A 22,256-nucleotide genomic window follows, 5' to 3' on the forward strand; every position below is an offset into this window, starting at 1 on the left:
CTGTGTCAGTGCCTCGTGATGGAATGGCTACATGAAGGATTTTTTCAGCGTCCGTACCGCCACTGACGAAGTCGTCGGCAACCTGAGCCGTGGCGAATCACTCGCTGTTCTGGGAATTCCCGGGGCTGGTAAAAGTACCGTTGTAAAGGACAGCTTCGCGCGTTTGGCTACAAGCAGGAACGCCGATTCCGTTCTGGTGCTCACCCCAAACCGTGAACACGCTGACGTTTTGCGTAACGAGTTGAAGTCTCCTGTTCGTTCATCTGCTACTGCGCGTTCAGTTCACTCATATGCTTTTGGAATCGTTGCCGCGCACACGGCGACAACGAAGGGCGTCCCCGCACTGTTTGTTTCTGGTGCCGATCAAGACGTGCGTCTAGCTGAGCAACTTCAAGGGTACTTTGACTCCACGGTGACGGGTCCTCAATGGACCACGTCAATGACGCCTGAACTTGCGCGCACAGACGTGTTTCGAACACAGCTGCGTGACTCCATTTCAGAAATCATGGGTCACGATTTCTCATATGACCGCATTGTCGAGCTCGCACACACTCATAACCGACCCGAATGGGAAGTGCTCGCGTTTATTGGTCGTGAGTATGAGGAACTTCTCACCTTTTTAGGAGAAGGTGCCGTTGACACCTCGGCGGTGTTCACGAAAGCAAAGCACATCGTTGAAGAATCACGCGTCGTTCCTGGTAAAGCGTGGGACTTTGCACCAGAAGTACTTCCAGCCTGGATACTGTGTGACAGCGTCCAAGACTTTCCTGACTCAGCGTTAGGGTTCCTGCAAGCACTGTATCAACGGGGTGTGTGTTTCGCCCTGACGTGCTCACCGGATTCCGCGACCCAGAGTTTCCGAGGCGGAAGCGGTGATGTTTTTGCAGGACGTCATCGACTTGGGGTACACACGGATATTGCTCTAGATCCGCTCGATCCTCATATTCGGGGAGCCGGTGCAATCACCCAAACAGTAGATTCGCTCATGCGTGACTCTGCCGATCCCGTTCACGCACTGGGCTACATGGCGCCACGGGGGAGCGCAGAAGGTTCTTCGCAAGTATTTAGCTGTGAGTGTTCATCTGGTTCAAATGCCGCCCGAATGATTGCGTCCATGATTTACGACCGTCATCAAGACGGTGTTCCATTTGCCGAAATCGCGGTTGTGACTCGTCGCGCTTCGTCAGCGACTCAGTTGAGTGACGAACTGGCCGCGTCTGGAATTCCTGTGCGTACGTCGGTCCGTGCCTTGGCTAGCGACCCTGCCACATTGCCACTCCTTCGAATTCTGAGCCTGCCTCCTGAATCGCCCGAATGGCCGAACGCTGCAACCGCGTGCGTGACAGGCGCCTTTGGGGGACTCGATGCCCTCACGCTGCGTTCGCTGCAACGTGAACTCACCCAGCTGTCAGGTGTGGAAGGCCCGCTCGAAACGCTCATGGAATGGGCGCTGGAAACAGACACTGAGCTTCCAGCCGCAGTTGAGCGGGCAAAACGCATGGTCAAAGCGGCTCAGGAGTCCTCACATGAGCTGGCACAGTACGCAGTGTGGGCGGTGTGGAACGCAGCCGAGGTTGCTGATGAGTGGCAAGAAAACGCGCTACGCAACCCGGCCGGGCACCACTCGTCCTACCTCGACGCGGTGATACGTCTTCTGGCGTTGGCGGAAAAGCTCAATGAAGGTGCCACCAGTCAGGTGACAGGACGCGACTTCGCAATGAAGGTCATGTCGCAGAAGTTCGCACAGGATTCCTTAGCGCACACAGCGTTGAACGACATCGTGACGGTGACGACGCCTGCGGGTGTCGCGCACACCCACTTTGACACCGTGATCGTGACTGATCTGCAAGAAGGTGTGTGGCCGAATCCCACAGTACGTGGAACCATTTTCAAGACGCCGCAACTCATGCGGGTGCTCAAGGACCCGGCTACGCAAGAGGAGCTATCCTCGGAGAACTTTTCACAGCACGACTTCCTCGCCAGGCGACGTGAAACTATTCGCGACGAAGGGAAGCTGTTTGTCGCTGCCTTGAGCCGTGCACGTACGCGTGTTGCAGTGGTGGCAGTCAACGGGCATGGTGAGCTTCCCAGCCCTCTGTTCACAGCCGTGAAGGGCATGCCGTGGACGTCCCAGTACTGGGTAGATGAGCCGGATATCCTTCCAAGCACGCTGTCCGAAATTGCAGGTTCTGCCCGCTTACAGGTGAACCAAGCGCTTGACAGCGGGGACGAAGACTCAGCGAAACCCTGGGCGCAGTTGCTCAAGACACTGCATAGTTCGGGTGTGAGCGCAGCTGACCCCAACACGTGGTGGTTGAATCCCAGCTCTGAGCTTCCGGCAATGCCCTCTGATGAACCGGTACGTATTTCGCCGTCGCAAGTAGAAACGTATGACCAATGCCCACTCAAGTGGTTCTTCAATCAGAACTCGTCACAGACTGTAGATACGTACCCGCAGGCGTTCGGTAATCTCATCCACGAAATCGCACAGACCTACCCCCGCGGGGGTCTTGCTGACATGCTGAATCACTTTGACGAAAAGTTCGAAGAATTCACCTTTGAGTCTGAGTGGGAACGCCAGCGCGAATACGCTGACGGGCGCGCCACGGTTGAGAACCTAAACGAGTATCTCAAGAACCGTGGGGATAAGACTTTTGTGGCCGCCGAGGTCGTCGTCAGATCTGATCTCGATGTGCCGTTAGGTCCCGCCCGGGTTAGTGGTCGGATTGACCGTTTGGAAAAGACTTCGGACGGTGCTGCCTACATTGTCGACTTCAAGACCGGGAACAACCTTCCTTCTAAACCAAGTGTTCAAGAGAACCCACAGCTTGCGACGTATCAGGTTGCGATTGAAGCAGGCCAAGCCACTTTCATCAACGACGTCGAACTCATTAGAGGGATCACCGAATGTGCAGGCGGTGAACTAGTGTACCCCCGCAAGGCAGCCGGCCAGCGCAAACCTCCTTCAAATGTACGCGAGCAGGGTCCCATCAAGGACACCGATGTGTATACAAAGACAATTGCAACTATCGAAAGCTTGGTCCGTTCAGCTCGCACGCACACATTTACTGCAACTCCCTCAGATGACGCGTGTCGCACGTGTGCGTTTACTCAGTCCTGCCCAGCATTTGCAATGGGTGAAAGTGAGGAATCATGAAATACAGTGCCAAGCAAATCGCTGAACGCTTGGATTTGCCAGAACCCACAGATGAACAGTGCGCCATCATCGAAGCTGACCTCACTCCAGGAATCACGATTGCGGGAGCTGGGTCAGGTAAAACCACGGTGGTGTCTCAGCGCGTGCTCTACTTGGTTGCCAACGGGCTCGTGGAGCCTCAACAAATCATTGGGCTGACATTTACCAACAAAGCGGCCGGTGAGATGAGCGATAAGATTTCATCTCACTTCGCCACATTCCGCAAAAAAGAAGGCATCACCTCGCCTAGTACCGAGATGCCTACCATCCAGACATACAACTCTTTTGCCTCTGGTCTAGTAAGCGAGTACGGAGCCACGATTGGGGTTGAGCCTGACACTCAAGTTCTTGACGATGCCAGTGCGATTGAACTTGCAGATCAGATCGTTGCAACAGCTCACCCAGATTTCATCCCAGCAGGTAAATCACGTTCGAGCCTGGTGAAAGAACTCATTCAACTCGCGGGCCACGCAAATGAACACCTGCGTACTCCTGAAGACATCATCACGTACCTCGACACGTGCCTTTACGCATTTCTCAACCGTGAGTTCATTGACGATTGCATTGCGGCAATCAAACGCAAACGAACCATTGGCCCGCATGAAAAAGAAGACCACATCAGTCTTTTGCAGGAATTGACCGCGCCTTTTCTCGATGCTCCGGGCAAGCTGTGGCCAGCAGATGTCATAGAACAGGTGTTCACTCACCTTGAGTCGCTGGAAATGTGCTCCCAGATCGCTGATGTGCGGAACAAAAAACGTCTCGCACACCTCCTGGACACGTTCGCAAGCGTCAAGAATCAAAATCGCGCCATGCAGTTCTCCGATCAAGTGTCATTCGCCTATCAAGCCATGATGGCTGATCCGAACATTGTCGAGAGCGAACGCGCTAAGTGGAAAGTGGTGTTCCTTGATGAGTATCAAGACACCTCTGACAGCCAGGTAAAAATGCTCAAGACGCTATTCGCTGGTCTCCCCATCACCGCGGTGGGTGACCCACGTCAGTCAATCTATGCGTGGCGTGGAGCCTCAGAGTTGAACATCGAAGGGTTCCCACACGATTTTGTAAGTCCGGGTCAGCGAGCTACGTCCTTCACAATGACCACAAGTTTTCGAAACTCGCAGCGAGTCCTGGCAATCGCCAACGCGATCGCAGGGCGACTCCCTGAAGACTCAGAAGACACCCGCCTTAAGCCCATCACCACGAATAATGAAGTGACCTCACCTCTAGGCGACGTCGAGGTGAGCGTGACACAAGGGAAAACCCACCCCACGTACGTGAGCGACCAACTGGAAAGCCTGGTCGAATGGATGCGGGGCCGCACGGGCCACCGGGCCGTTCTGGTACGTAAACGTATGCACTTCGCTCCCGTGGCTCAGGCCTTGACTGCGGCGGGCTTTGACGTGCAGGTTGTCGGTGACGCTGGCGGCATGGGCGATCCGTTTGTCGCCGATACTGTCGCTATTCTCAACGTCGCTACTGACCCTCACGCGGTGGAACACCTGATGCGGCTGCTTACCGGCAGAGTCTGTTCACTAGGCGCCCATGACCTCCGGGCGTTTAACACCATTGTTAAGAATGCCAACGCTGAAGCTTCCGCAACTCCACTCACAGCAGTCGAGTGCGTTGATAGCTTCGCCACCCGCGAGTATTCGGAACTGTCACTCCAAGCCAATGAGCGGTTGCGCAGTTTGGCGTTCAAACTCCGTGAAGTGCGTAAGAACCACGGGGGCGCCATCCATATGATTCGTACGATCATGCGTGTTTTTGATATGTCGTACGAACTTGCTTCACTGCCGCACGAACGAGCGGAATCCCACCGAGCAAACATCGATACATTCGTCTCAGCGGTATCCAGCTACGTCGCACGTAACCCTACTGTGAGCATGACGGCAGTCCTGGCCTGGCTTGAACTGGCCAACGAGCACGACGCCATATCGCCTCCACCCGAAACGCTCGATGAATCAGCAGTGACCATCATGACCGTGCACGCCTCAAAAGGTTTGGAGTTCGACGCAGTGGCACTCCCGTTCCTCACAATGGGAGATCTACCTACACAGCCACGGAGCTACCAAGCATGGCTCACTTTAGGAGAGCTGCCCTATCCTCTGCGCGGTGATGCCACAAAACTTCCACACCTGGATTTGGCGCAGGAACCACACGTATCAGTGTCCGAAATGAAGAATATGTTTAAACAAACTCAAGCAGACAAAGAGGACATTGAAGATTTCATCGACGCTGGGAACATTGACGAGAAGCAGCTCCCCATCAGAGACCAGATAGCGCTGTATCACCGACGCCAAGAAAGGCGTTTGGCGTATGTGGCGGTCACACGCGCAAAAGCGCACTTGTGGTTGGGAGCGAGCTACTGGGGCCACCGCACAACGGCAAATCAACTTTCACCGTTTCTGCTAGAAGCAATCGGGACACTCAACGTTGCAGGAGCCAATATCGAGATCCCTGAGAGCGAACCTGATAAACCTGAAGGCTTACCGGTTGAGGTTCAATGGCCCCCAGTGATCTCCGAAGCTGAGCAGAAGAAACAGAGCCGCACACGCGACTTTGTGCGCAGCCAGGCGCCGTTGGACCTTGACAGTCCTGTGAGCATTGGCGATGAAGGGTTCCACAGAGTCTTCGCTCGCGTTCAGAAAATCATGAGCGACGCGCGGCCACAACCGCCTCGGGTTCCTCAACGCATGTCCACGACTGATTTGGTGAAATACCGCGCTAACGCAGACGCATACATGCGTGAAGTTCAACGGCCAATGCCGCAACAGCCCAGTGAATACGCGGCACTTGGGACAGCGTTTCACGCGTGGGTTGAACGGCATTTTGGGCAGTCGGCTCTTACCGACATTCACGAAGCTCAGATGCGCAAAGCTCTTCCCGCACATGTGCGAAAACGGTTTGATTCGCTGGTTGCCACATTTGAACGATCCGCATACGCCAACCGAGTGCCTCACGCAGTCGAGTTGCCATTTGAGTTAGAACTGGGTGGAAGGAAGGTGCCTGGCAAGATCGATGCTGTTTTCAAGGATGGTGACCGTGTCACGGTCGTGGACTGGAAGACGGGTAGGAAACCATCGGCAGACATTCTGGACACCATGGCCACCCAGCTCGCTATCTATGTTCATGCGGTACAGAAACTGCCGGAATACGCTGACTGTGAAGTGGGTGCAGAGTTTTACTTTGTGGGAAGTGACGAAACGTTCACACCAGACACGTTGCCCAGTCTCGACATCGCAGGAATCCTCGACGCCGCGCCTTAAACACGTGCGCCTGAAACACTGGAGAGCAGTTACGTGTCGATCCGGTTGGTGGGCATAGAGTCTTCGTCATCCGGGTCGATCGCGGAGTCTTTGGTCGGGATATCGGTGGTGGCGATGTTTTCGGCGCTGTCGCTGTCTTCGGTACCACTGACAGCCACACCCGCATTTGCGGGACGGAACTCGTCTTCCTCAGTAGGCTGGCGGGAAACCTCATCAGGTGAGGCGACCTCGGCGAAATTACGCAACATGTCGGCTACCTCATCCACGCTGTGCTTATCACCGCTGTCAACGGCGGTGAGCAAGAGCTCTACCATGACAAACTCGTTCATCAAGTCGATGCGCTGGCGTAGGCCCGGGTCATCGACCTCACGGTGAGTCGCGTAGTGTTCGAGGAACTCCTCAAAGCTGTTCGGTGATAGCAGCGCACTGGCAGCTGCTAAGTCGACGGCCGGGTCGCCCACACGAAGCCGGTGAATATCAGTGAGTGCGACAATGTGCGCACCGTCGCACCGCAGTGCATCAACGTCGATCGCGTCGTGGATAGGGGCGGGAAGGAAGTGCCACGCCGAGGCGGTTTCCAGCACTCGCTCCCACCTTTCCAAAAGCGCGGTAGGAACCTTGCGGGTCCCAGCGGCACGGTCTAGGTTGTCCAACAGTTGTTCGCGAGTCTCCTGTGGCTCTTGCGCTACCAGCCCTGAATCTGCGACCGCTCCCGCATCGCAACTGTGCAAAATGGCCAGGGTTTGCGCGAGTGATTCGATGAGTGAGGGCTGTTCGACAAAGTCCTGAGTTGAAACGGGAACACCTGGCAGTGGGTCTGCGACCACCAGGGTGCTGCGGGCATCTGTGAGCTCACCTTTTGCAAAAGCCTGGGAAGCAACCGTACGAGGGACCGTAAAAGGGGCGTCCTTGGGTAGGACTGAGCGCAAAACTGCCGATGCGACATCGCTGGCACCTGCGTCAACAGCCTGTTTCTCATTCCACAGTGAGACTGTGTAGGAAGTGTCACCTTGCGACATCAGCAATCGGGGGCCACGGGGGTCGTCCAAGGGCATCCACTTGTCAGGTGTGAACTGCTCGAGGATCGAATGGGCCGCTGCAATCATGCGAAGGTATACCGTATCCACCCTTCCAATGTACCCGTACCTGCAAACGATCACGCTGTGTAGAAAAGGTGTGTCAGACCCTTTCGCTAGGGTTGAACAGAACGGATGCTGAAGCGTGGATAAGGAACTTCCTGAAAGGGGCGCACCATGAAGAACTCGTACACGATCACACCAGCGAGTCTCGCGCGCTCAGACGTATGGCGGAACCACCGTGCGCGTGGCTCGGATGGTTCCCTGACCGAGGTGCTGGCCCGGTCTGGGACGCGCGTTGTGTGCTCCCACCGTGGGTATCTCCTGGTGTCATCAGGGGGTCTTCACCGGTTTTCAGTATCTGATGTCGACAAGCTCGCAATGACCGGAACTCGAATCTACTTGGGTGAAACAGATGCCGGTGACGTCGTTGGGATTGATATCGACGATGAAACGAAAGCCCGCATCGACAACCATGTGAACCCACCGGGGGCATCAGCCGAAGACTACCTCGACGCGCCAGCCCAGAGCATTCACGTGAGCGATCCCGTGTGGTTTGACCTACGGACCATCGCGTTAGACCTTTCAGTCACAGACACCGGACTAGCCACAGCCCTTGTCGCGGTAGGCAACTGGCACCGCACCCACACTCACTCGCCGCGCAACGGGAAGCCCACAACGGCCTCGGCGGGGGGATGGGTGCGCACCGACACCAGCACGGGCAGCGAACATTTCCCCCGGACCGACCCTGCCGTCATCATGGCGGTCATTCACACAGACCCTGACGGCACTGAACGTATTTTGCTGGGGAACAACGTCATGTGGCCGCAGGGGCGGTACTCTCTGCTAGCAGGATTCGTCGAACCAGGTGAAACGCTCGAAGCGGCGGTGGTACGAGAAGTCCGCGAAGAAGCCGGAGTGATCTGCGAAGACCCGCAGTACGTTGGTTCGCAACCGTGGCCGTTTCCGTGTTCGCTCATGTTGGGGTTCTTTGCCCGGGCCCAGTCACGGGAGGCGTGCGCTGACTTTGATGAAATGCGGACGGTTCGCTGGTTTACGCGAGGCGAGCTTCAACAGGAGATTGCGGCAGGCACCGTGTCTGTTCCTGGCCAAGTATCGATTGCGGGGCAAATGCTGGACAGGTGGATGAGTGCGTGAACGAACTACTCGATAACCTCGATCCAGAACAGCGTGAAGTCGTCACCCACGAAGGTGGCCCGCTCGTGGTGCTCGCGGGAGCTGGAACAGGTAAGACGCGCGCCATCACCCACAGGATCGCTCACGGAGCACACACTGGACACCTCCCAGCTCACCATGTGCTCGCTCTGACCTTCACCGCGAAGGCAGCAGGGGAGATGCGCTCCCGGCTTCGTGGATTGGGTGTTCCTCAGGTTCAAGCGCGCACATTTCACTCGGCAGCTTTGAGACAATTGAGATACTTCTGGAAAGACTTTGCGCAAGGCCCCTTCCCAGAACTCATGGATGGCAAGCACCGCCCGTTGGGAAGAATCCTGTCAGGGTTGGGGATTGAACCTGAACGTGAAACTATTCGCGACATCTCAGCGGAGCTGGAATACGCTGCAGTGAACCTTGTAGGGATCGACGACTACCCGCAGTTTGCGCAGTCCCGTGAACTGCCACCCGGAATTGATACCACTGCCATGGTCGCGATCATGCGTGCCTACGCAGAATACAAGACCACTAACCGGCTCATTGACTACCAGGACGTGCTGTTGATCCTGTCTGGAGTCATGGCCAGCACGCCCCATATCGCAGCCCAAATTCACCAACAGTACCGGCACTTCGTTGTGGACGAATTCCAAGACGTTTCACCCATCCAGTACGAACTACTGAAGAACTGGTTGGGCGAACGCGACAGCTTGTGTGTCGTGGGGGACCCGGCACAGACCATTTACACGTTCGCTGGAGCTCGGGACAGCTACCTGATGAACCTAGGTAACGTGTTGCCTCAAGCTCGAACGATTTCGCTTGTACGTAATTACCGGTCAACGCCACCCATCGTTGAAGCGGCAAACCGGGTGCTTGCCCACACCGGACGAAACCGCATGGTTTTGCAGCCACAGAGAACCGGGGGAGTACCGCCCTCGTTCCACGAGTACCCTGATGACACGTCAGAGGCTACCGGGGTGGCTCAGCGTATTGCGGCGCAAATCAGTAGCGGTGTGCCTGTAAGCGACATTGCGATTCTTTTCCGGACCAACGGGCAAAGCCCCGCTTTTGAACACGCGCTCGATGAGCACGGCATCCACTATCTGGTGCGTGGCGGAGAACAGTTCTTTGCACGCCCTGAAGTTCGACAGGCTGGCGCGCTCCTACGCGCCAACATGTCACAAGGAAAGACAGGAAAACTCGACACGGTCGTGTCGGATCTGTTGACGACTCTGGGATGGCAAGAAGTGGGTCCGCGCGTCCACGGGGCTGTGCGAGCGCGTTGGGAATCCCTTAACGCCCTGGTGAACCTCGCAGCTGATATGCAGCAAGAAAGCCAACTCCCGGTACCGCTTAGTGAGTTTGTCGCTGAACTCGAACAACGAGCAGAAGCCCAACATGCGCCCAGTGTTCAGGGAGTGACCTTGGCGAGCGTGCACGCTGCGAAAGGCTTGGAGTGGCCACACGTGTATCTGGTGGGAATGTCAGAAGGGCTCATGCCCATTTCATATGCGTCAACACCACTGGAAGTCGCTGAAGAACGGCGACTGTTTTACGTTGCGGTGACGCGTGCACAAGATTCACTGACCGTGAGCTGGTCACAAGCCCGCCAAGCAAGTTCGCAGTCAACCCGGAAGCCTTCGCGGTTCATCAGCGAGATGCGTGGGCATACTCCCACCCAACGCGAACGTCGGGGTCACACTCGCAGATCGTCAGCGCGCACATGCGGGTGTGGAAATCCACTTGTCAGCTCTCAAGAACGTCGCGACAAGGTATGCCACGAATGTAGCCAGGCAGTCGACGAAAACCTGGTGAACGCCTTAAAAGAATGGCGTACACAGACCGCTCGTGAACTCAGCGTCCCCGCTTATATGGTGCTCACCACGGCGACTTTACTGGCGATCGCGCAAGCGCGTCCACACACGCTTGATGATCTGGGCCAAGTTTCCGGGATTGGCCCGGTGAAACTGGGGCAGTTTGGTCAAGACATACTTGAAGTTGTGAGGTCTTCAAGCACCTGAGCCATACGGCAGTCGCACGCAGTATGAAATTGCGCCACCTCTGAAGCCGTATCGCCGGCGAGCCCTAGCCTGTGGGTCTGCGGGACGGTGAAGTCCTCCAGCACGTGCTCGCGAAGCACACGCGCACAGGTGACGAGTGACGACCACGCGAGCAAAGGGTCCACGCGCCGAGCTGAAGGTGCCTGTTCGCGTATGCCGCGCCACCCAGTCATCCATTCGTCATCGACATCGATCACATAATGCGTCAGGCAGGCAAGACATGGACTGAGACTGGGGCGCACCACGTGGGTGACAGTGGCTTGTGCCTGCTGCACACACACGCTGACATGCTGCGTCCCAGAATCCTGCAGGGAACGGGCACCCATGAGATCGGGGACCCACACTGAAGTGACAACTACGATCGCGCCATCTCGAACTGTCGCCTGGAGAACGGACGGGGCAGACGTGACGCTGAACCCACACGCTGAAAGCAGTTTGGCAAGCTCAGGTGCAAGAGGACCTACGCACACGACTCTCTGGTTTTTCAGCGCCATGAGTAACTCACTGGGGTTCGCCCCGCGTAAATGTGCCACTGCGTCGACCTGGTGAGTCACCGGCGTGGTGTGTAACTGTACGCGGGGGACCAAAGCCTGCGACTCTTCTAACAAACTCAGCAGTGAGGCTGTGCGTTCATGTGTGAGACCTAGTTGGGACGCTTTGTCGGCCAAAACTTCAGGCGAAATCCCCATTTTGATGAGCTCGATCAGCTCGCGGTCAGCCACACTCAAACCATCAATGAGCACGGGGTCGTCAATCCCGATTTGTAAACACGAGGACGAACGCCACACCAGTGGCACCGATCTGTTGAACATCAGCATTCGTCTCACCTCCTCTTTTAGCGTAGGAAGACGCGCGCTCGAAAAGAAGAGGGTCAAGAAAAATGTGGATAACCTGTTGATATTTCATGCGAACACACGAACGAGGAGACTTTCTAACTGGGTTATCCACAGGGAAATACCCAGCCGAACAGTCTCCTCGTTCGTGGAGTCTCGCAGCCGCTCGCGGACTTCATAGACCTTCCCCTTGCCATGAAGTCCGGGTTTTCCGCGAGTCTGAGATAAAAATTTAGACCTTTATGACTCCGTGATCAATTTCGTTATCCACAGATGATGTGGAATGTTCGGGTTCTGTTGTGTACGTATGTGCGTAATCTGTGGACAACAGTGTGTGTAAAGACAGAAATATGTGCTCTTCCACTTGGGCCTCACCAACCTAAAGCCCCGGTAAGTGGCCCAAAAACCAGGCTTCCGACCACATTCCACAAGCTGTAAACCATGTGGAAGAAAAAACTTTTCTAGAACGGCGTGTTGAATGTCATCTGGTACAACTAATTGCTATGAGTAACAGCTTCACTGCACAAGACGTAGCTCGCATGCTCGAATCCGGCGAACTGAGTATCAAACACTCATCACGGCGAAAGAAGACCGTGACTCTCAAGCGAAGCGGTGGTCGGTGGGTATTGGCCGCCCCCGTACATTACGACCCTCGGAGCGACCTCGGGCAGATTGCTCAGTTGCTCACTCGGCTGAGTGCTAAAAGCGGCCGTGAATCCTCGGACGACGATCTTTTGTCCCGTGCCCGCGAACTCAACACCACGTACTTCAACGACGGAATCGAACCGGAGTCGGTGAAGTGGGTCGAAAACCAGAACTCCCGCTGGGCTTCCTGTTCCACGGCCACACATTCCATTCGCGTGTCCCACCGTCTACAAGTGGTGCCAGAGTGGGTGCTCGACGCGGTGCTCGTCCACGAACTTGCGCACTTACGCGAAAGCGATCACGGGCCGCGCTTCCGTGAACTTACGGATCGGTATGCGCGGTCCCGTGACGCTGATATCTTCCTCGAGGGTTTTAGCCGAGGTATTGATTACGGGTCGAACGAATAAGGCCAGGCAGGCGTTTGGGCAGATCGTCAACGACCGTGTCCGGTAGTTCATCAACCGGGAACCACTTCACATCGAGTGACTCATCTGAGACGTGCGTGTGCGCATCAGGGCTCAGAATCGCGCCATACACCACATCGTGATGCGTAGCGCACTTTCCGAACGCGCCAGGCAAGTCATGGGAGTGCACGTCAATGGGTTGTTGGGAGAACCAGAGGAAATCTTGCACACCGGATTCTTCCCGTGCTTCGCGAAGTGCCGCCTCCCGCACAGTAGCGTCACCCGGTTCCACATGCCCACCGAACTGCACCCAAAATCGTCCTTTTGCGTGATGCGTCAGGAGCACATGGGTGAAGTCGGGGGAGAAGACCACGCAGCTGGCAGTCACGTGAGCAGGCCCGCCGGAGCGGTCCAGTGGGCGGGGGTTGTTAGACACGAATTCGGTGACGGAAAGCGCCGAGGTGGTTGCCACCTCGGCGAGGGCACGCACCGTGTGTGCGGCGCGAGGGTCAGCTGTCACGACTCTTCTTCAAGGAGGCGGCGCAGAGCTTCGTCCATGTCATCCTCTGTTTGAGCCTGTTCTGTGTGGCGTTCTGAGTAACCCAACGGGTCGTCGAGATCGGCGGTGGTGGGCAAGGCGTCGGGGTGGCGGAATACCGCGTCCCGTGCCTCTGCGCCTTCTGAGGATTCCAGGTAGGTGAAAAGTGCTGCCGCGTCACGTAGGCGGGTGGGGGTGAGATCCAGGCCGATCAGCTGGCTCAAGGCGTCTTCCGAATCGGACGTCATCGTGGTGCGTCGCCTGAGCGCCTCACGAATTTCGTCGCGCTGTTCCAACGGTTCGCACGCGTTGTATGCCACGACATCTGCCCAGCCAGCGACTGCGGACACGATTCGCGTGAGCGACTCTTTTGCCTGTTCGCCTTCTTCGGTGGACACAGGTTTGAACATTCCGTTACGCAGCTCTTCAGTTGCCGCGTGGAGGTTCTGTGGGTCGATATTGCCCATCATGTCGTGGATGTTGGAAGAGTCGACTTCGACATTCGAGGCGTACTTGGCAAACGCTGTCCTGATGTGACCAGCCAACCACGGAGTCGAAGCGAACAGAGAGTGCTTGGCCAACTCAACACAGGCCACGAAAATGCGCAACTGCGTGTGGTCGAGATCAAGTTCAGCTGATGCTCCAGCAATGTTGGATTCGATCAGCGCGGGCGCGTCAAGAATTGGGAGGTTGTAATCCGTTCCGGTGAGAACGCTTCCAGAAAGAGTACCCAGGGCTTCTCCGATTTGTGCCCCGAAAAGTGACGCGGACATGTTCGTCATCATCGCCGACATTGACGACATGAACGGGCGCATTTCTTCAGGAATTTGATCGGACAGCGAATCGGTGAACGTGCGTGACATGTTCGCCTGAATCGGCTGTGCGAGCTCGACCCAACCGTCAACGGAACCTGTTGCCCAATCTTTACGCGTCAAACTTTGCGGCTCGTTTGTCGTGGTGAACTCGGTGACGCGTTCAAGCCACAGTTCCGCCAAACGGAAAGCGTCATGGGTGCCGCGCGCAACCTCGTCGGTCACGGAGGGGTCAGGGGTGGGAACTTTGCTGACAGCAGTCTGACGTGCCACATCGCTTGCGCTTCCTGACTGTCCCATAAGTCCCTGGATCTGACCGAGGAAGGACGACAGCATGTTTCCGTCGATCGGGATTCCTCCTGCAGGGAACTGTCCCTGGGCGCCTCCCTGAGCACCCCCGAGGCTAAAAAGCATGCCAAACAGGTTGTTCAGTGGGTCGTCGCCCGATGAATCTTTGTCGCGATCCTTGTCGCTCATCGTTTCTCCCTTGGTTTGCTTGTCTAAAAGCGTAACGATCTAATTTGAGAAAGCCTTCCACGTGGAACCCGCATTTGAGCTTTTTTCGTTCTGAGCGAACGTGGGGAGGGGAGACATCTTTCGATGCCGGGAGTTATCTGTGTATCGGCTAGACTAGTTGTGCTTTAAAGAAAGGACCGTCGCGTGACACCGAGTGCCCAGGCCAATACGCCTAAAAAGCGACTCCACGTGACAACCCTTTCCACTCTCATTACGTACACGCTCGTCATAGTTGCAGCACTCATCCCTGTCCCGTACATGGTTGAAATGCCCGGCCCTGTTTTTAACACGTTGGGTGAGCATGAAGGGACCGAGGTGGTAACCATCTCGGGCGCGAAAACCTACCCCACTTCGGGAACCTTAGATATGCTCACCGTCGCCGTGGCCGGTGGCCCCGGCAGGCAAGTGTACCCTTCGCAGGCTTTGTGGTCGGTCGTGAAGGAGAAGGATACGGTCGTTCCCAGCGAGGCCTACTACCCACTGACCACCACGCGCGACCAAGTCACGCAGGAAAACAACGCGCAAATGGCCACCTCGCAAGACTTCGCGGTGGCGGCTGCTCTGAACCACCTCGGCAAGAAATACGACACGCGGTTGGGGATTGGAAGCGTGGCGGCAGGTGCGGCAGTTGAAGGAGTCGTGAAGCCGGGTGACATCATCACCAAGCTCAACGGCGAGGACATCAACGGGAGTGCGGAAGACATTGTTCGCGTGCAGGACACAGTTGCCAAGGGTGATCCGGTAGACCTGGACATTGAGCGCGAAGGCAAGAAACTACACGAAACCATCACGCCAAAAGAAACGGCCGACGGGCCCAAACTGGGCGTGGTACTGGCTCCCACATACGATTTTCCCATTGATGTGAAATTCAACCTGGAAGATGTAGGCGGGCCCAGCGCCGGTCTGGTGTTCGCGCTGACCATTATCGACAAGCTCGAGCCGGGTGACTTGACCGGTGGGAAGCGGATAGCGGGCACCGGTCAGATTTCAGAAGACGGGACCGTGAGTCCTATTGGTGGTGCTCGGCAAAAAGTCGTGGCAGCCAATGAAGCAGGAAATGACTATTTTTTGAGCCCAGCGGACAACTGCGCTGAAGCAGCTCAGGCCGCAAAAGGGCTCGACATGAAAGTGATTCGCGTGGACACCTTAGACACGGCTGTCAACGCCATCGACGCAATCACAAACGACGACATTGGCACAGTCACCATGTGCTCTGGTTAACAAGGAGAACGGTTGAGTACACCAAGCCAAAAAACGAAGAAGCCTTCGCCCCTATTGCTGACACTTGGAGCAGTAGCTGTCCTTCTGGTTTTGTTCGTGGTGTTCGCGCAAGTTTTCACAGAAGCCCTGTGGTTCCAGCAGCTGGGATTCTTGCAGGTTTTCACTACGGAGTGGATCACTAAAATCATCCTGTTTGTTGTGGGTGTGATCCTCATGGGAGGTGCCGTTTGGTTTCCGCTCATGCTCGCGTACAAGAAACGGCCAGTGTACGCGCCCACGTCCCCACGCCAAGAGAACCTCGATCGGTATCGTGAAGCGATCGAGCCCTTGCGTCGCGTTGTCACTCTAGTTGTTCCGGCCGTTATTGGTGTCATGGGTGGTTTTGCGTTGTCAGCTGCATGGCAACAGGCGCTCATGTTTGTGCATTCGACCGAATTCGGGCAAGCAGACCCCCAGTTCAACATTGATCTGGGCTTCTATATGTTCAGTTTTCCGCTGATCCGAACACTTGTTGACTACGTGGCGATGGCTCTGCTGTTGTCCCTTATTGCGGCTGTTGTCGCTCACTACCTCATGGGTGGGATTCGCCCAGGTGATGACTCCAAACTGACGGTGTCAAAAACAGCGCGCTACCACTTGGCTATTTCGGCTGGTCTGCTCATTCTGGCGCAGGGTGTTCGCCTGTTCCTTCAGCGGTACTCAGTCATGACGTCTACGGGCGGACTGATGACCGGTGCGTCGTACAAGGACGTGCACATCACGATTCCTGCCATGTTGATATGTGCGATCGCAGCCGTTGTGGTGGCCCTGATTATGGCGGCGAATGCGTTCCGCGATGTGTGGAAACTGTCGATTACGGCTGTAGTGATGCTGTTGGTTTTGGGTGCTGTGTCAATCATTGCGCTTCCGGCAACCGTGCAGCAGCTACAGGTGCAACCGTCTGAGCAGAGCTTGGAGAGGGAATACCTTCAGCGCAACATTGATGCGACGCGCCACGCGTATGGGATCGACGATGTCGAAGTCATTCCGTACTCGCCTTCAACGGACGGTAAATCGGGTGCCTTGCGTGAGGACGCTCAAACGGCGGCATCGATTCGCCTGCTGGATCCGAACCTCGTGTCGGATACTTTCCGTCAGATCCAACAGCAACGCCCCTTCTATTCGTTCCCGGAACAGCTCGACGTGGACCGTTACCGTATTAATGATGAAATGCAGGACACGGTGATTGCGGTTCGTGAGCTTAATCCTGCTTCACAGGCCGATTCGTCGTGGTTGAACCAGGCTGTTGTGTACACGCACGGGTTCGGTGTCGTTGCTGCATACGGTAACCGCCAAGGTGGAGACGGCCAGCCCGCGTTCTTGGAAGCAAACATTCCGCCTACTGGTGAACTGGGGGAGTACGAGCCACGTATCTACTTTGGTGAACAGTCACCTCGGTACTCGATTGTGGGTGCCCCTGAGGGTGCTGATCCACGCGAAATCGACTATCCCGCTGACAACGAAGACGGTGGAGCCCAGGTGTATAACACCTTCAAGGGCGACGGCGGTCCCAGTGTGGGCAACTTTTTCAACCGCTTGTTGTTTGCCATTAAGTTCCAAGATGAACAGATTGTTCTGTCTGACGCGTTGAACTCGGAGTCACAGATTCTGTTTAACCGTTCACCTCGCGCGCGTGCGCAGAAGGTGGCGCCATTCCTGCAGATTGACGGCGACCCGTATCCGGCGGTGGTTGACGGACGTGTGCAGTGGATTATGGACGGGTACACCACGTCCAAGGAGTACCCGTACTCCACGCCGCAGGTACTGCAGGACGCGACGCAGGACTCAAACACGCAGCGTTCTGGCACTACGGCGGCCCTGCCTCCTCAGCAGGTGAACTACATCCGTAACTCTGTCAAGGTGACCGTTGACGCATATGACGGATCGGTCAACCTGTATAAATGGGATGACGAAGATCCCGTCCTGAAGACATGGTCCAAGATCTTCCCTGACATGGTGAAGCCCATGTCAGAGATGAGCGGGGATCTCATGAGTCACGTGCGATACCCAGAAGACATGTTTAAGGTGCAACGGTCCCTGTTGACGCGTTACCACGTGGACGATGCGAACTCGTTCTACACTGGGCAGGACTTCTGGACGACACCTACCGACCCCACGGTGAATCAAGAGTCGCGTCTGATGCAGCCACCGTTTTACTTGACGCTTCAGATGCCGAACCAGGAGTCGCCAGCGTTCTCGCTCACATCGTCTTTCATTCCGCGCCCCACTGAAGGTCAGACGCGTAACAACCTGACTGGGTTCTTAGCGGCCAATGCGGACGCGGGTAATGAGAAGGGTGTTAAGCACGACGACTATGGAAAGCTTCGGCTGCTGCAACTTCCCCGTAACACGACGTTCCCTGGTCCTGGTCAAGCACAGAACAACTTCAACACTGAGCCTAATGTTCAGTCGAGCTTGAACCTTCTGCGCCAAGGTGAGTCGAAGGTGCAGAACGGTAACCTGCTGACGCTGCCGGTTGCTGGTGGGCTGTTGTACATCCAGCCGGTGTATGTGCGTTCGGCTGGTGAAACTTCGTACCCTGTGCTTCAGCGTGTGCTTGTGGCGTTCGGTGAGCAGATTGGGTTCGCACCTACTCTTGACGAAGCGCTTGACCAGGTGTTTGGGGGAGACTCCGGTGCGCGTGCTGGTGACGCGGACTCCTCTGGTGAAGCAAGCGAAGGAGAGAAGGGTGGCGCCGACGCCGGGGACGAGAAGGATAAGCCGGCGCGTGAACCAAACCTTCAGAAAGCGCTTGAGGATGCCCGCAACGCTATGAAGGAGTCTGACGAGGCACTGAAGAACGGTGATTGGAACAAGTACGGAGAAGCTCAAGAGCGTCTGCGTAAGGCACTCGACGAGGCTGGAAAACTCCAGGACCAGCAGACCGGTGGCGGCCAAGGTGGCGGCCAGGGCGGTCAGAACAACGAAGGTGGCCAGAACGGCTAAAGGTGGTGGCCGTTCGTCAACCGGTGATGAGCCGGTTGACGAACACGCACCTGCCTTGTGGCGAGGATCACGCGCTGTTTGTTTGGTGGTTACGCATTCTTAACGTATAGTTGTATGTGCGTCGCGGGGTGGAGCAGCTAGGTAGCTCGCCGGGCTCATAACCCGGAGGTCGGAGGTTCGAATCCTTCCCCCGCCACCAAGACAAAGCCCGCTTTACCAAATCTGGTGAAGCGGGCTTTCGCATGCCCGGATAAAGCCCGAGCTTTCGGCCTATAGTCCGAGCTTGTGGCGTGGCAAACGAGCTGTCGACTTTGACTGTGAGAAGCTCAAAGTGTTTCGTGGATAATCTCGTAGAAATAAGGGCGCCTCTATGTCTGACACTTCAGAAATTCTTGACTCGATTACCCCGAAGCAGACTGCCAAAGTCAACAGTCTCAACGCCGCAATCTGGCAAACCGCCGACGACTACTTGCGTCTGATCGTCCCGGCCGAAAACTACGGCGACTACATTATCCCGTTCACTGTGCTTCGTCGTCTCGAAGGTCGACTGGCGCCCACCAAGCAGGCTGTGCTCAATCTTGTCGAACGTGAAAACGCTCAAGGAACCGACCCCGCGATCGTGGGGCTCAAGATTGAGAACAAGTTCAAACTTCGCTTTTGGAACACGTCTGAACTGTCTCTTGAACGACTGGCGAACTCCGACGACGCACTTAAACCAGGGCTGAAACAATACCTCAACACGTTCTCTCCCAACATTTTGGAGATCTGGAATGCGTTCGAGTTCGACAAGTTGATCGATCTTTTGGACCGTAACAATCAGCTGTGGAACGTCGTTCAGCACTTCGCTTCTATCGACATGTCTGATGAAGCGCTTCAAGATCAGACCATGGGCGACATCTTCGAGAACCTGATGTATCGCTCGTTTGCGCGAAAAGGTAAGGACGCTGGTGAGTTCTACACCCCGCGTGACGCGATTCGCCTGATGACCTCCATCTTGTTCACGTCTAATGACACCGAACTTGAAGAAGACGGCATCATCCGGTCTGTGTACGATCCCACCGCTGGGACATGCGGGATGCTCATTGCAGCTCGTGACGCGCTTCGCGCGATCAACCCCGGTATCGAGGTGGTTGTTGCCGGACAAGAGTTGAAGGAGTCTTCCTTCGCGATGGGGAAGTCTGACCTGCTGATGCAGGGCTTCAAAGACCCCGAGGTGTTGAAATTTGGTAACTCGCTTATCAACGACCAGTACGCGGGAGACACATTCGACTACATCATGGCGAACCCGCCGTACGGTTCATCGTGGAAAGCGTTCCAGAAGGATGTGAAGAAACTTCAGGAACAGGGCGACCCCCGTTTCTCCGAAGGGCTCCCAGCCGTCAGTGACGGGCAGATGCTCTTCTTGATGCACATCGCCCACAAGCTCGCTCCTGCTGATGGCACCACAAAGGGCGGGCGCGCTGCTGTGGTTACCAATGGGTCTCCGCTGTTTACGGGAGACCCAGAAAGCGGTCCGGACGGTATCCGCAAATACTTGATGGGTGCACAAGGCGGCTCAGAAGTCTTGGACGCGATCATCGCGTTGCCGAATGACATGTTCTACAACACTGACATCGCCACCTACATCTGGATTCTTGACCAGAACAAAGAACCTCGTAGGCGGGGGAGGATCCAGCTCATTGACGCCACAGGCATCAGCGCTCCCATGCGCAAGAACATGGGAAAAAAGCGCGTCGAGCTGTCAGAAGATAACATCCGCGAAATCACGAAGCTCTACAAGGACTTCGAGCAGAACGAGCGCTCCATCATTGTCACCGCTGACGACCTCACCTACCGTGACGTTCCCATGTTCAAAGTGGCACACTACGCGGTCAACGTGACTGAGGAGACCGTTGCAGAAGCTATGAGCCACAAGTCTGCACTCGCGGAACACGAAGCAGTCATCCGTGAGATGAAGGGACGCGAATACAACGAACTTCCCGCAGCGCTGAAAGTGTCGGCCAAGGCGCACGGTGTGAAGATGGGTGCGCCACTACTCAGGCACATTGTGAAAGCGCTCGCCGTTGAGGACCAGAACGCCCCCGCGTCACTCGATGAGAAGGGCAACCCGATTGTGGACGCATCTTCCAAGGTGATTGAGCGTATTCCGTACTTAGACGATGTGTCTGAACACATGGAACGTGAGATACTTCCATTTGTCCCAGACATGCAGTGGGATGAGTCCCTGGCGAAGGTGGGGACGGAACTCCCACTCACGCGCTTGTTCTACAAGCCACAAGAGACACGCTCGCTAGAAGAACTAGACGCGGACATCGCCGCCTCACTTGACCGCATTTACGCCATGTTCCGGAAAGTGCGTGAAGATGACTAGATGGCAAAGTGTTCCGTTCCATACGCTTTTCCGTAGAGTTCCGAAACGTACTGGTTTCCCTGCTGAGGAACTTCTTTCCGTTTACAGAGAATACGGGGTCATCCGCAAAAGCGACCGGGACGACAATTTCAACCGTCCGGGAAACTTAAATGATTACCAGTTAGTGAAGACTGGCGACTTAGTGCTCAACAAGATGAAGGCTTGGCAGGGGTCGCTAGGTATCTCACCCCACACTGGCATAGTTTCTCCTGCATACTTTGTCTACACACCTGTTTCTGACAACGATGAGAGTTTCCTTCACTACGCGCTTCGATGCCGGGATGCAGTTGATTACTACGCAGCTCACTCCACTGGGATAAGGGTAAACCAGTGGGACGTCAGCCCTGAATGGTTGGACGCAATGCCGGTCCCCGTACCTGATCTCGCAACACAGCGTCGCATTGTTGATTATCTCGACAAGGAAATCAGCGAGATGAATGCACTGATCGAAGAAGTACAGAGATTGACAAAACTTGTAATCGCTCGTAGGGACGCGACTGCAGGTAGCCTGCTCGCTGATTTGCCTGTGGCGCCAGTATCAATGTTTTGGAGAGTTATTGATTGTTTGCATATCACGGCGCCTTTCGTTGAGGTAGGCACCAACTTTCTGGTTAGTATCGAGCAACTCGGTCACAGAAACCTTGATCTAACAAGGGCGAACCGAACCGATGACGAAACCTTTTCTATCTTGCGAGTGGGCGACCGAAAACCGGCTCCAGGCGATGTGATCATGAGTCGCAACGCTAGCGTGGGAAAGTGCTCAATCGTACGAGAGACTGACCCGCCAATTGCTCTGGGCCAGGACGTAGTAATCTTCAAGAAAAATGACAAGCATGATTCACGTCTCCTGCTTCACTTTTTAGGTTCGGATGTTATTAAACGAACTATAGAAATGAGCACAGTGGGGTCTACATTAAAACGTATAAATGTTGGCACCATCAAGAAACTTCCTTACCCGGTAGCAACCCTCGAAAAGCAACGCGAGATCGCAGATGAACTAGACCGTGAGTTCATGCGCATGGACTCGCTCATTGAGGAGTCCACACGCCTTATCGAGAACCTGAAAGCACACAAAACCGCACTTATCACTGAAGTCGTTACCGGGCGGAAAGAGGTCTGAA

The 22,256-nt window shown here is 55.6% G+C and carries 13 protein-coding genes and 1 tRNA gene; 10 read left to right on the forward strand and 4 right to left on the reverse strand.

Features of this window, described 5'->3' with window-relative positions:
- The first annotated feature begins 31 nt into the window (after window positions 1-31).
- Together HMPREF0183_RS01515 and HMPREF0183_RS01520 are read left to right on the forward strand one after the other, a co-directional pair.
- Entirely contained in the window at window positions 32-3,157 is a 3,126-nt protein-coding gene (locus HMPREF0183_RS01515; RefSeq protein ID WP_005882062.1) for a PD-(D/E)XK nuclease family protein, read from the forward strand.
- On the forward strand, window positions 3,154-6,465 hold the full coding sequence (locus HMPREF0183_RS01520; protein ID WP_005882064.1) for an ATP-dependent helicase: 3,312 nt from the start codon (window positions 3,154-3,156) through the stop codon (window positions 6,463-6,465). The genes HMPREF0183_RS01515 and HMPREF0183_RS01520 overlap by 4 nt, the downstream gene beginning before the upstream one ends.
- A 29-nt stretch (window positions 6,466-6,494) precedes the next feature.
- Here HMPREF0183_RS01520 and HMPREF0183_RS01525 read toward each other — a convergent pair whose 3' ends face one another.
- Window positions 6,495-7,592, reverse strand: a complete 1,098-nt coding sequence (locus tag HMPREF0183_RS01525; RefSeq protein ID WP_156798039.1) for a phosphotransferase — start codon at window positions 7,590-7,592, stop codon at window positions 6,495-6,497.
- Window positions 7,593-7,718: 126 nt separating this feature from the next.
- Here HMPREF0183_RS01525 and nudC point away from each other — a divergent pair, with 126 nt between their 5' ends.
- Together nudC and HMPREF0183_RS01535 are read left to right on the forward strand one after the other, a co-directional pair.
- Window positions 7,719-8,699 carry an NAD(+) diphosphatase gene (gene nudC, locus HMPREF0183_RS01530; protein WP_005882068.1) on the forward strand — a complete coding sequence of 327 codons (981 nt, stop codon included), beginning with the start codon at window positions 7,719-7,721 and terminating at the stop codon, window positions 8,697-8,699.
- Window positions 8,696-10,732, forward strand: a complete 2,037-nt coding sequence (locus HMPREF0183_RS01535) for an ATP-dependent DNA helicase UvrD2 (protein ID WP_005882071.1) — start codon at window positions 8,696-8,698, stop codon at window positions 10,730-10,732. Before nudC ends, HMPREF0183_RS01535 begins: the two co-directional genes overlap by 4 nt.
- On the opposite strand, the gene HMPREF0183_RS01540 is transcribed toward HMPREF0183_RS01535, so the two are convergent.
- Window positions 10,693-11,589: a hypothetical protein gene (locus HMPREF0183_RS01540; RefSeq protein WP_005882073.1), complete on the reverse strand. Its 897-nt coding sequence runs from the start codon at window positions 11,587-11,589 to the stop codon at window positions 10,693-10,695. The genes HMPREF0183_RS01535 and HMPREF0183_RS01540 overlap by 40 nt on opposite strands.
- A 518-nt stretch (window positions 11,590-12,107) precedes the next feature.
- Here HMPREF0183_RS01540 and HMPREF0183_RS01545 point away from each other — a divergent pair.
- The gene (locus HMPREF0183_RS01545) at window positions 12,108-12,656 is read left to right on the forward strand and encodes a M48 family metallopeptidase (RefSeq protein ID WP_005882075.1); all 549 of its coding nucleotides are present in this window, start codon (window positions 12,108-12,110) and stop codon (window positions 12,654-12,656) included.
- Here the strand turns inward: HMPREF0183_RS01545 and HMPREF0183_RS01550 are convergent.
- Together HMPREF0183_RS01550 and HMPREF0183_RS01555 are read right to left on the reverse strand one after the other, a co-directional pair.
- Window positions 12,622-13,173 carry an NUDIX hydrolase gene (locus HMPREF0183_RS01550; protein WP_005882077.1) on the reverse strand — a complete coding sequence of 184 codons (552 nt, stop codon included), beginning with the start codon at window positions 13,171-13,173 and terminating at the stop codon, window positions 12,622-12,624. The genes HMPREF0183_RS01545 and HMPREF0183_RS01550 overlap by 35 nt on opposite strands.
- Window positions 13,170-14,480, reverse strand: a complete 1,311-nt coding sequence (locus HMPREF0183_RS01555) for a zinc-dependent metalloprotease (protein ID WP_005882079.1) — start codon at window positions 14,478-14,480, stop codon at window positions 13,170-13,172. The genes HMPREF0183_RS01550 and HMPREF0183_RS01555 overlap by 4 nt, the downstream gene beginning before the upstream one ends.
- A 183-nt stretch (window positions 14,481-14,663) precedes the next feature.
- On the opposite strand from HMPREF0183_RS01555, the gene HMPREF0183_RS01560 reads away from it, so the two are divergent.
- The 5 genes from HMPREF0183_RS01560 (at window position 14,664) to HMPREF0183_RS11970 (ending at window position 22,255) form a co-directional block, all read left to right on the forward strand.
- Window positions 14,664-15,740, forward strand: a complete 1,077-nt coding sequence (locus HMPREF0183_RS01560) for a YlbL family protein (RefSeq protein WP_005882081.1) — start codon at window positions 14,664-14,666, stop codon at window positions 15,738-15,740.
- 12 nt (window positions 15,741-15,752) lie between these two features.
- Entirely contained in the window at window positions 15,753-18,725 is a 2,973-nt protein-coding gene (locus HMPREF0183_RS01565) for a UPF0182 family membrane protein (protein WP_005882083.1), read from the forward strand.
- A gap of 122 nt (window positions 18,726-18,847) precedes the next feature.
- Window positions 18,848-18,924 (forward strand) — tRNA-Met (locus HMPREF0183_RS01570).
- Window positions 18,925-19,095: 171 nt separating this feature from the next.
- Window positions 19,096-21,096 carry a type I restriction-modification system subunit M gene (locus HMPREF0183_RS01575; RefSeq protein ID WP_005882087.1) on the forward strand — a complete coding sequence of 667 codons (2,001 nt, stop codon included), beginning with the start codon at window positions 19,096-19,098 and terminating at the stop codon, window positions 21,094-21,096.
- Entirely contained in the window at window positions 21,089-22,255 is a 1,167-nt protein-coding gene (locus tag HMPREF0183_RS11970) for a restriction endonuclease subunit S (RefSeq protein ID WP_005882089.1), read from the forward strand. Before HMPREF0183_RS01575 ends, HMPREF0183_RS11970 begins: the two co-directional genes overlap by 8 nt.
- Window position 22,256: the final 1 nt, after the last annotated feature.

The organism is Brevibacterium mcbrellneri ATCC 49030 (assembly GCF_000178455.1).
In the GTDB taxonomy this organism is placed as follows: domain Bacteria; phylum Actinomycetota; class Actinomycetes; order Actinomycetales; family Brevibacteriaceae; genus Brevibacterium; species Brevibacterium mcbrellneri.

Bases quoted from the DNA above. Each gene is read 5' to 3' on its own strand.
- nudC (WP_005882068.1), top strand. From the start codon at position 7,719: ATGAAGAACTCGTACACGATCACACCAGCGAGTCTCGCGCGCTCAGAC.
- HMPREF0183_RS01540 (WP_005882073.1), bottom strand. From the start codon at position 11,589: ATGCTGATGTTCAACAGATCGGTGCCACTGGTGTGGCGTTCGTCCTCG.
- HMPREF0183_RS01515 (WP_005882062.1), top strand. From the start codon at position 32: ATGAAGGATTTTTTCAGCGTCCGTACCGCCACTGACGAAGTCGTCGGC.
- HMPREF0183_RS01545 (WP_005882075.1), top strand. From the start codon at position 12,108: ATGAGTAACAGCTTCACTGCACAAGACGTAGCTCGCATGCTCGAATCC.
- HMPREF0183_RS01575 (WP_005882087.1), top strand. From the start codon at position 19,096: ATGTCTGACACTTCAGAAATTCTTGACTCGATTACCCCGAAGCAGACT.
- HMPREF0183_RS11970 (WP_005882089.1), top strand. From the start codon at position 21,089: ATGACTAGATGGCAAAGTGTTCCGTTCCATACGCTTTTCCGTAGAGTT.
- HMPREF0183_RS01520 (WP_005882064.1), top strand. From the start codon at position 3,154: ATGAAATACAGTGCCAAGCAAATCGCTGAACGCTTGGATTTGCCAGAA.
- HMPREF0183_RS01555 (WP_005882079.1), bottom strand. From the start codon at position 14,480: ATGAGCGACAAGGATCGCGACAAAGATTCATCGGGCGACGACCCACTG.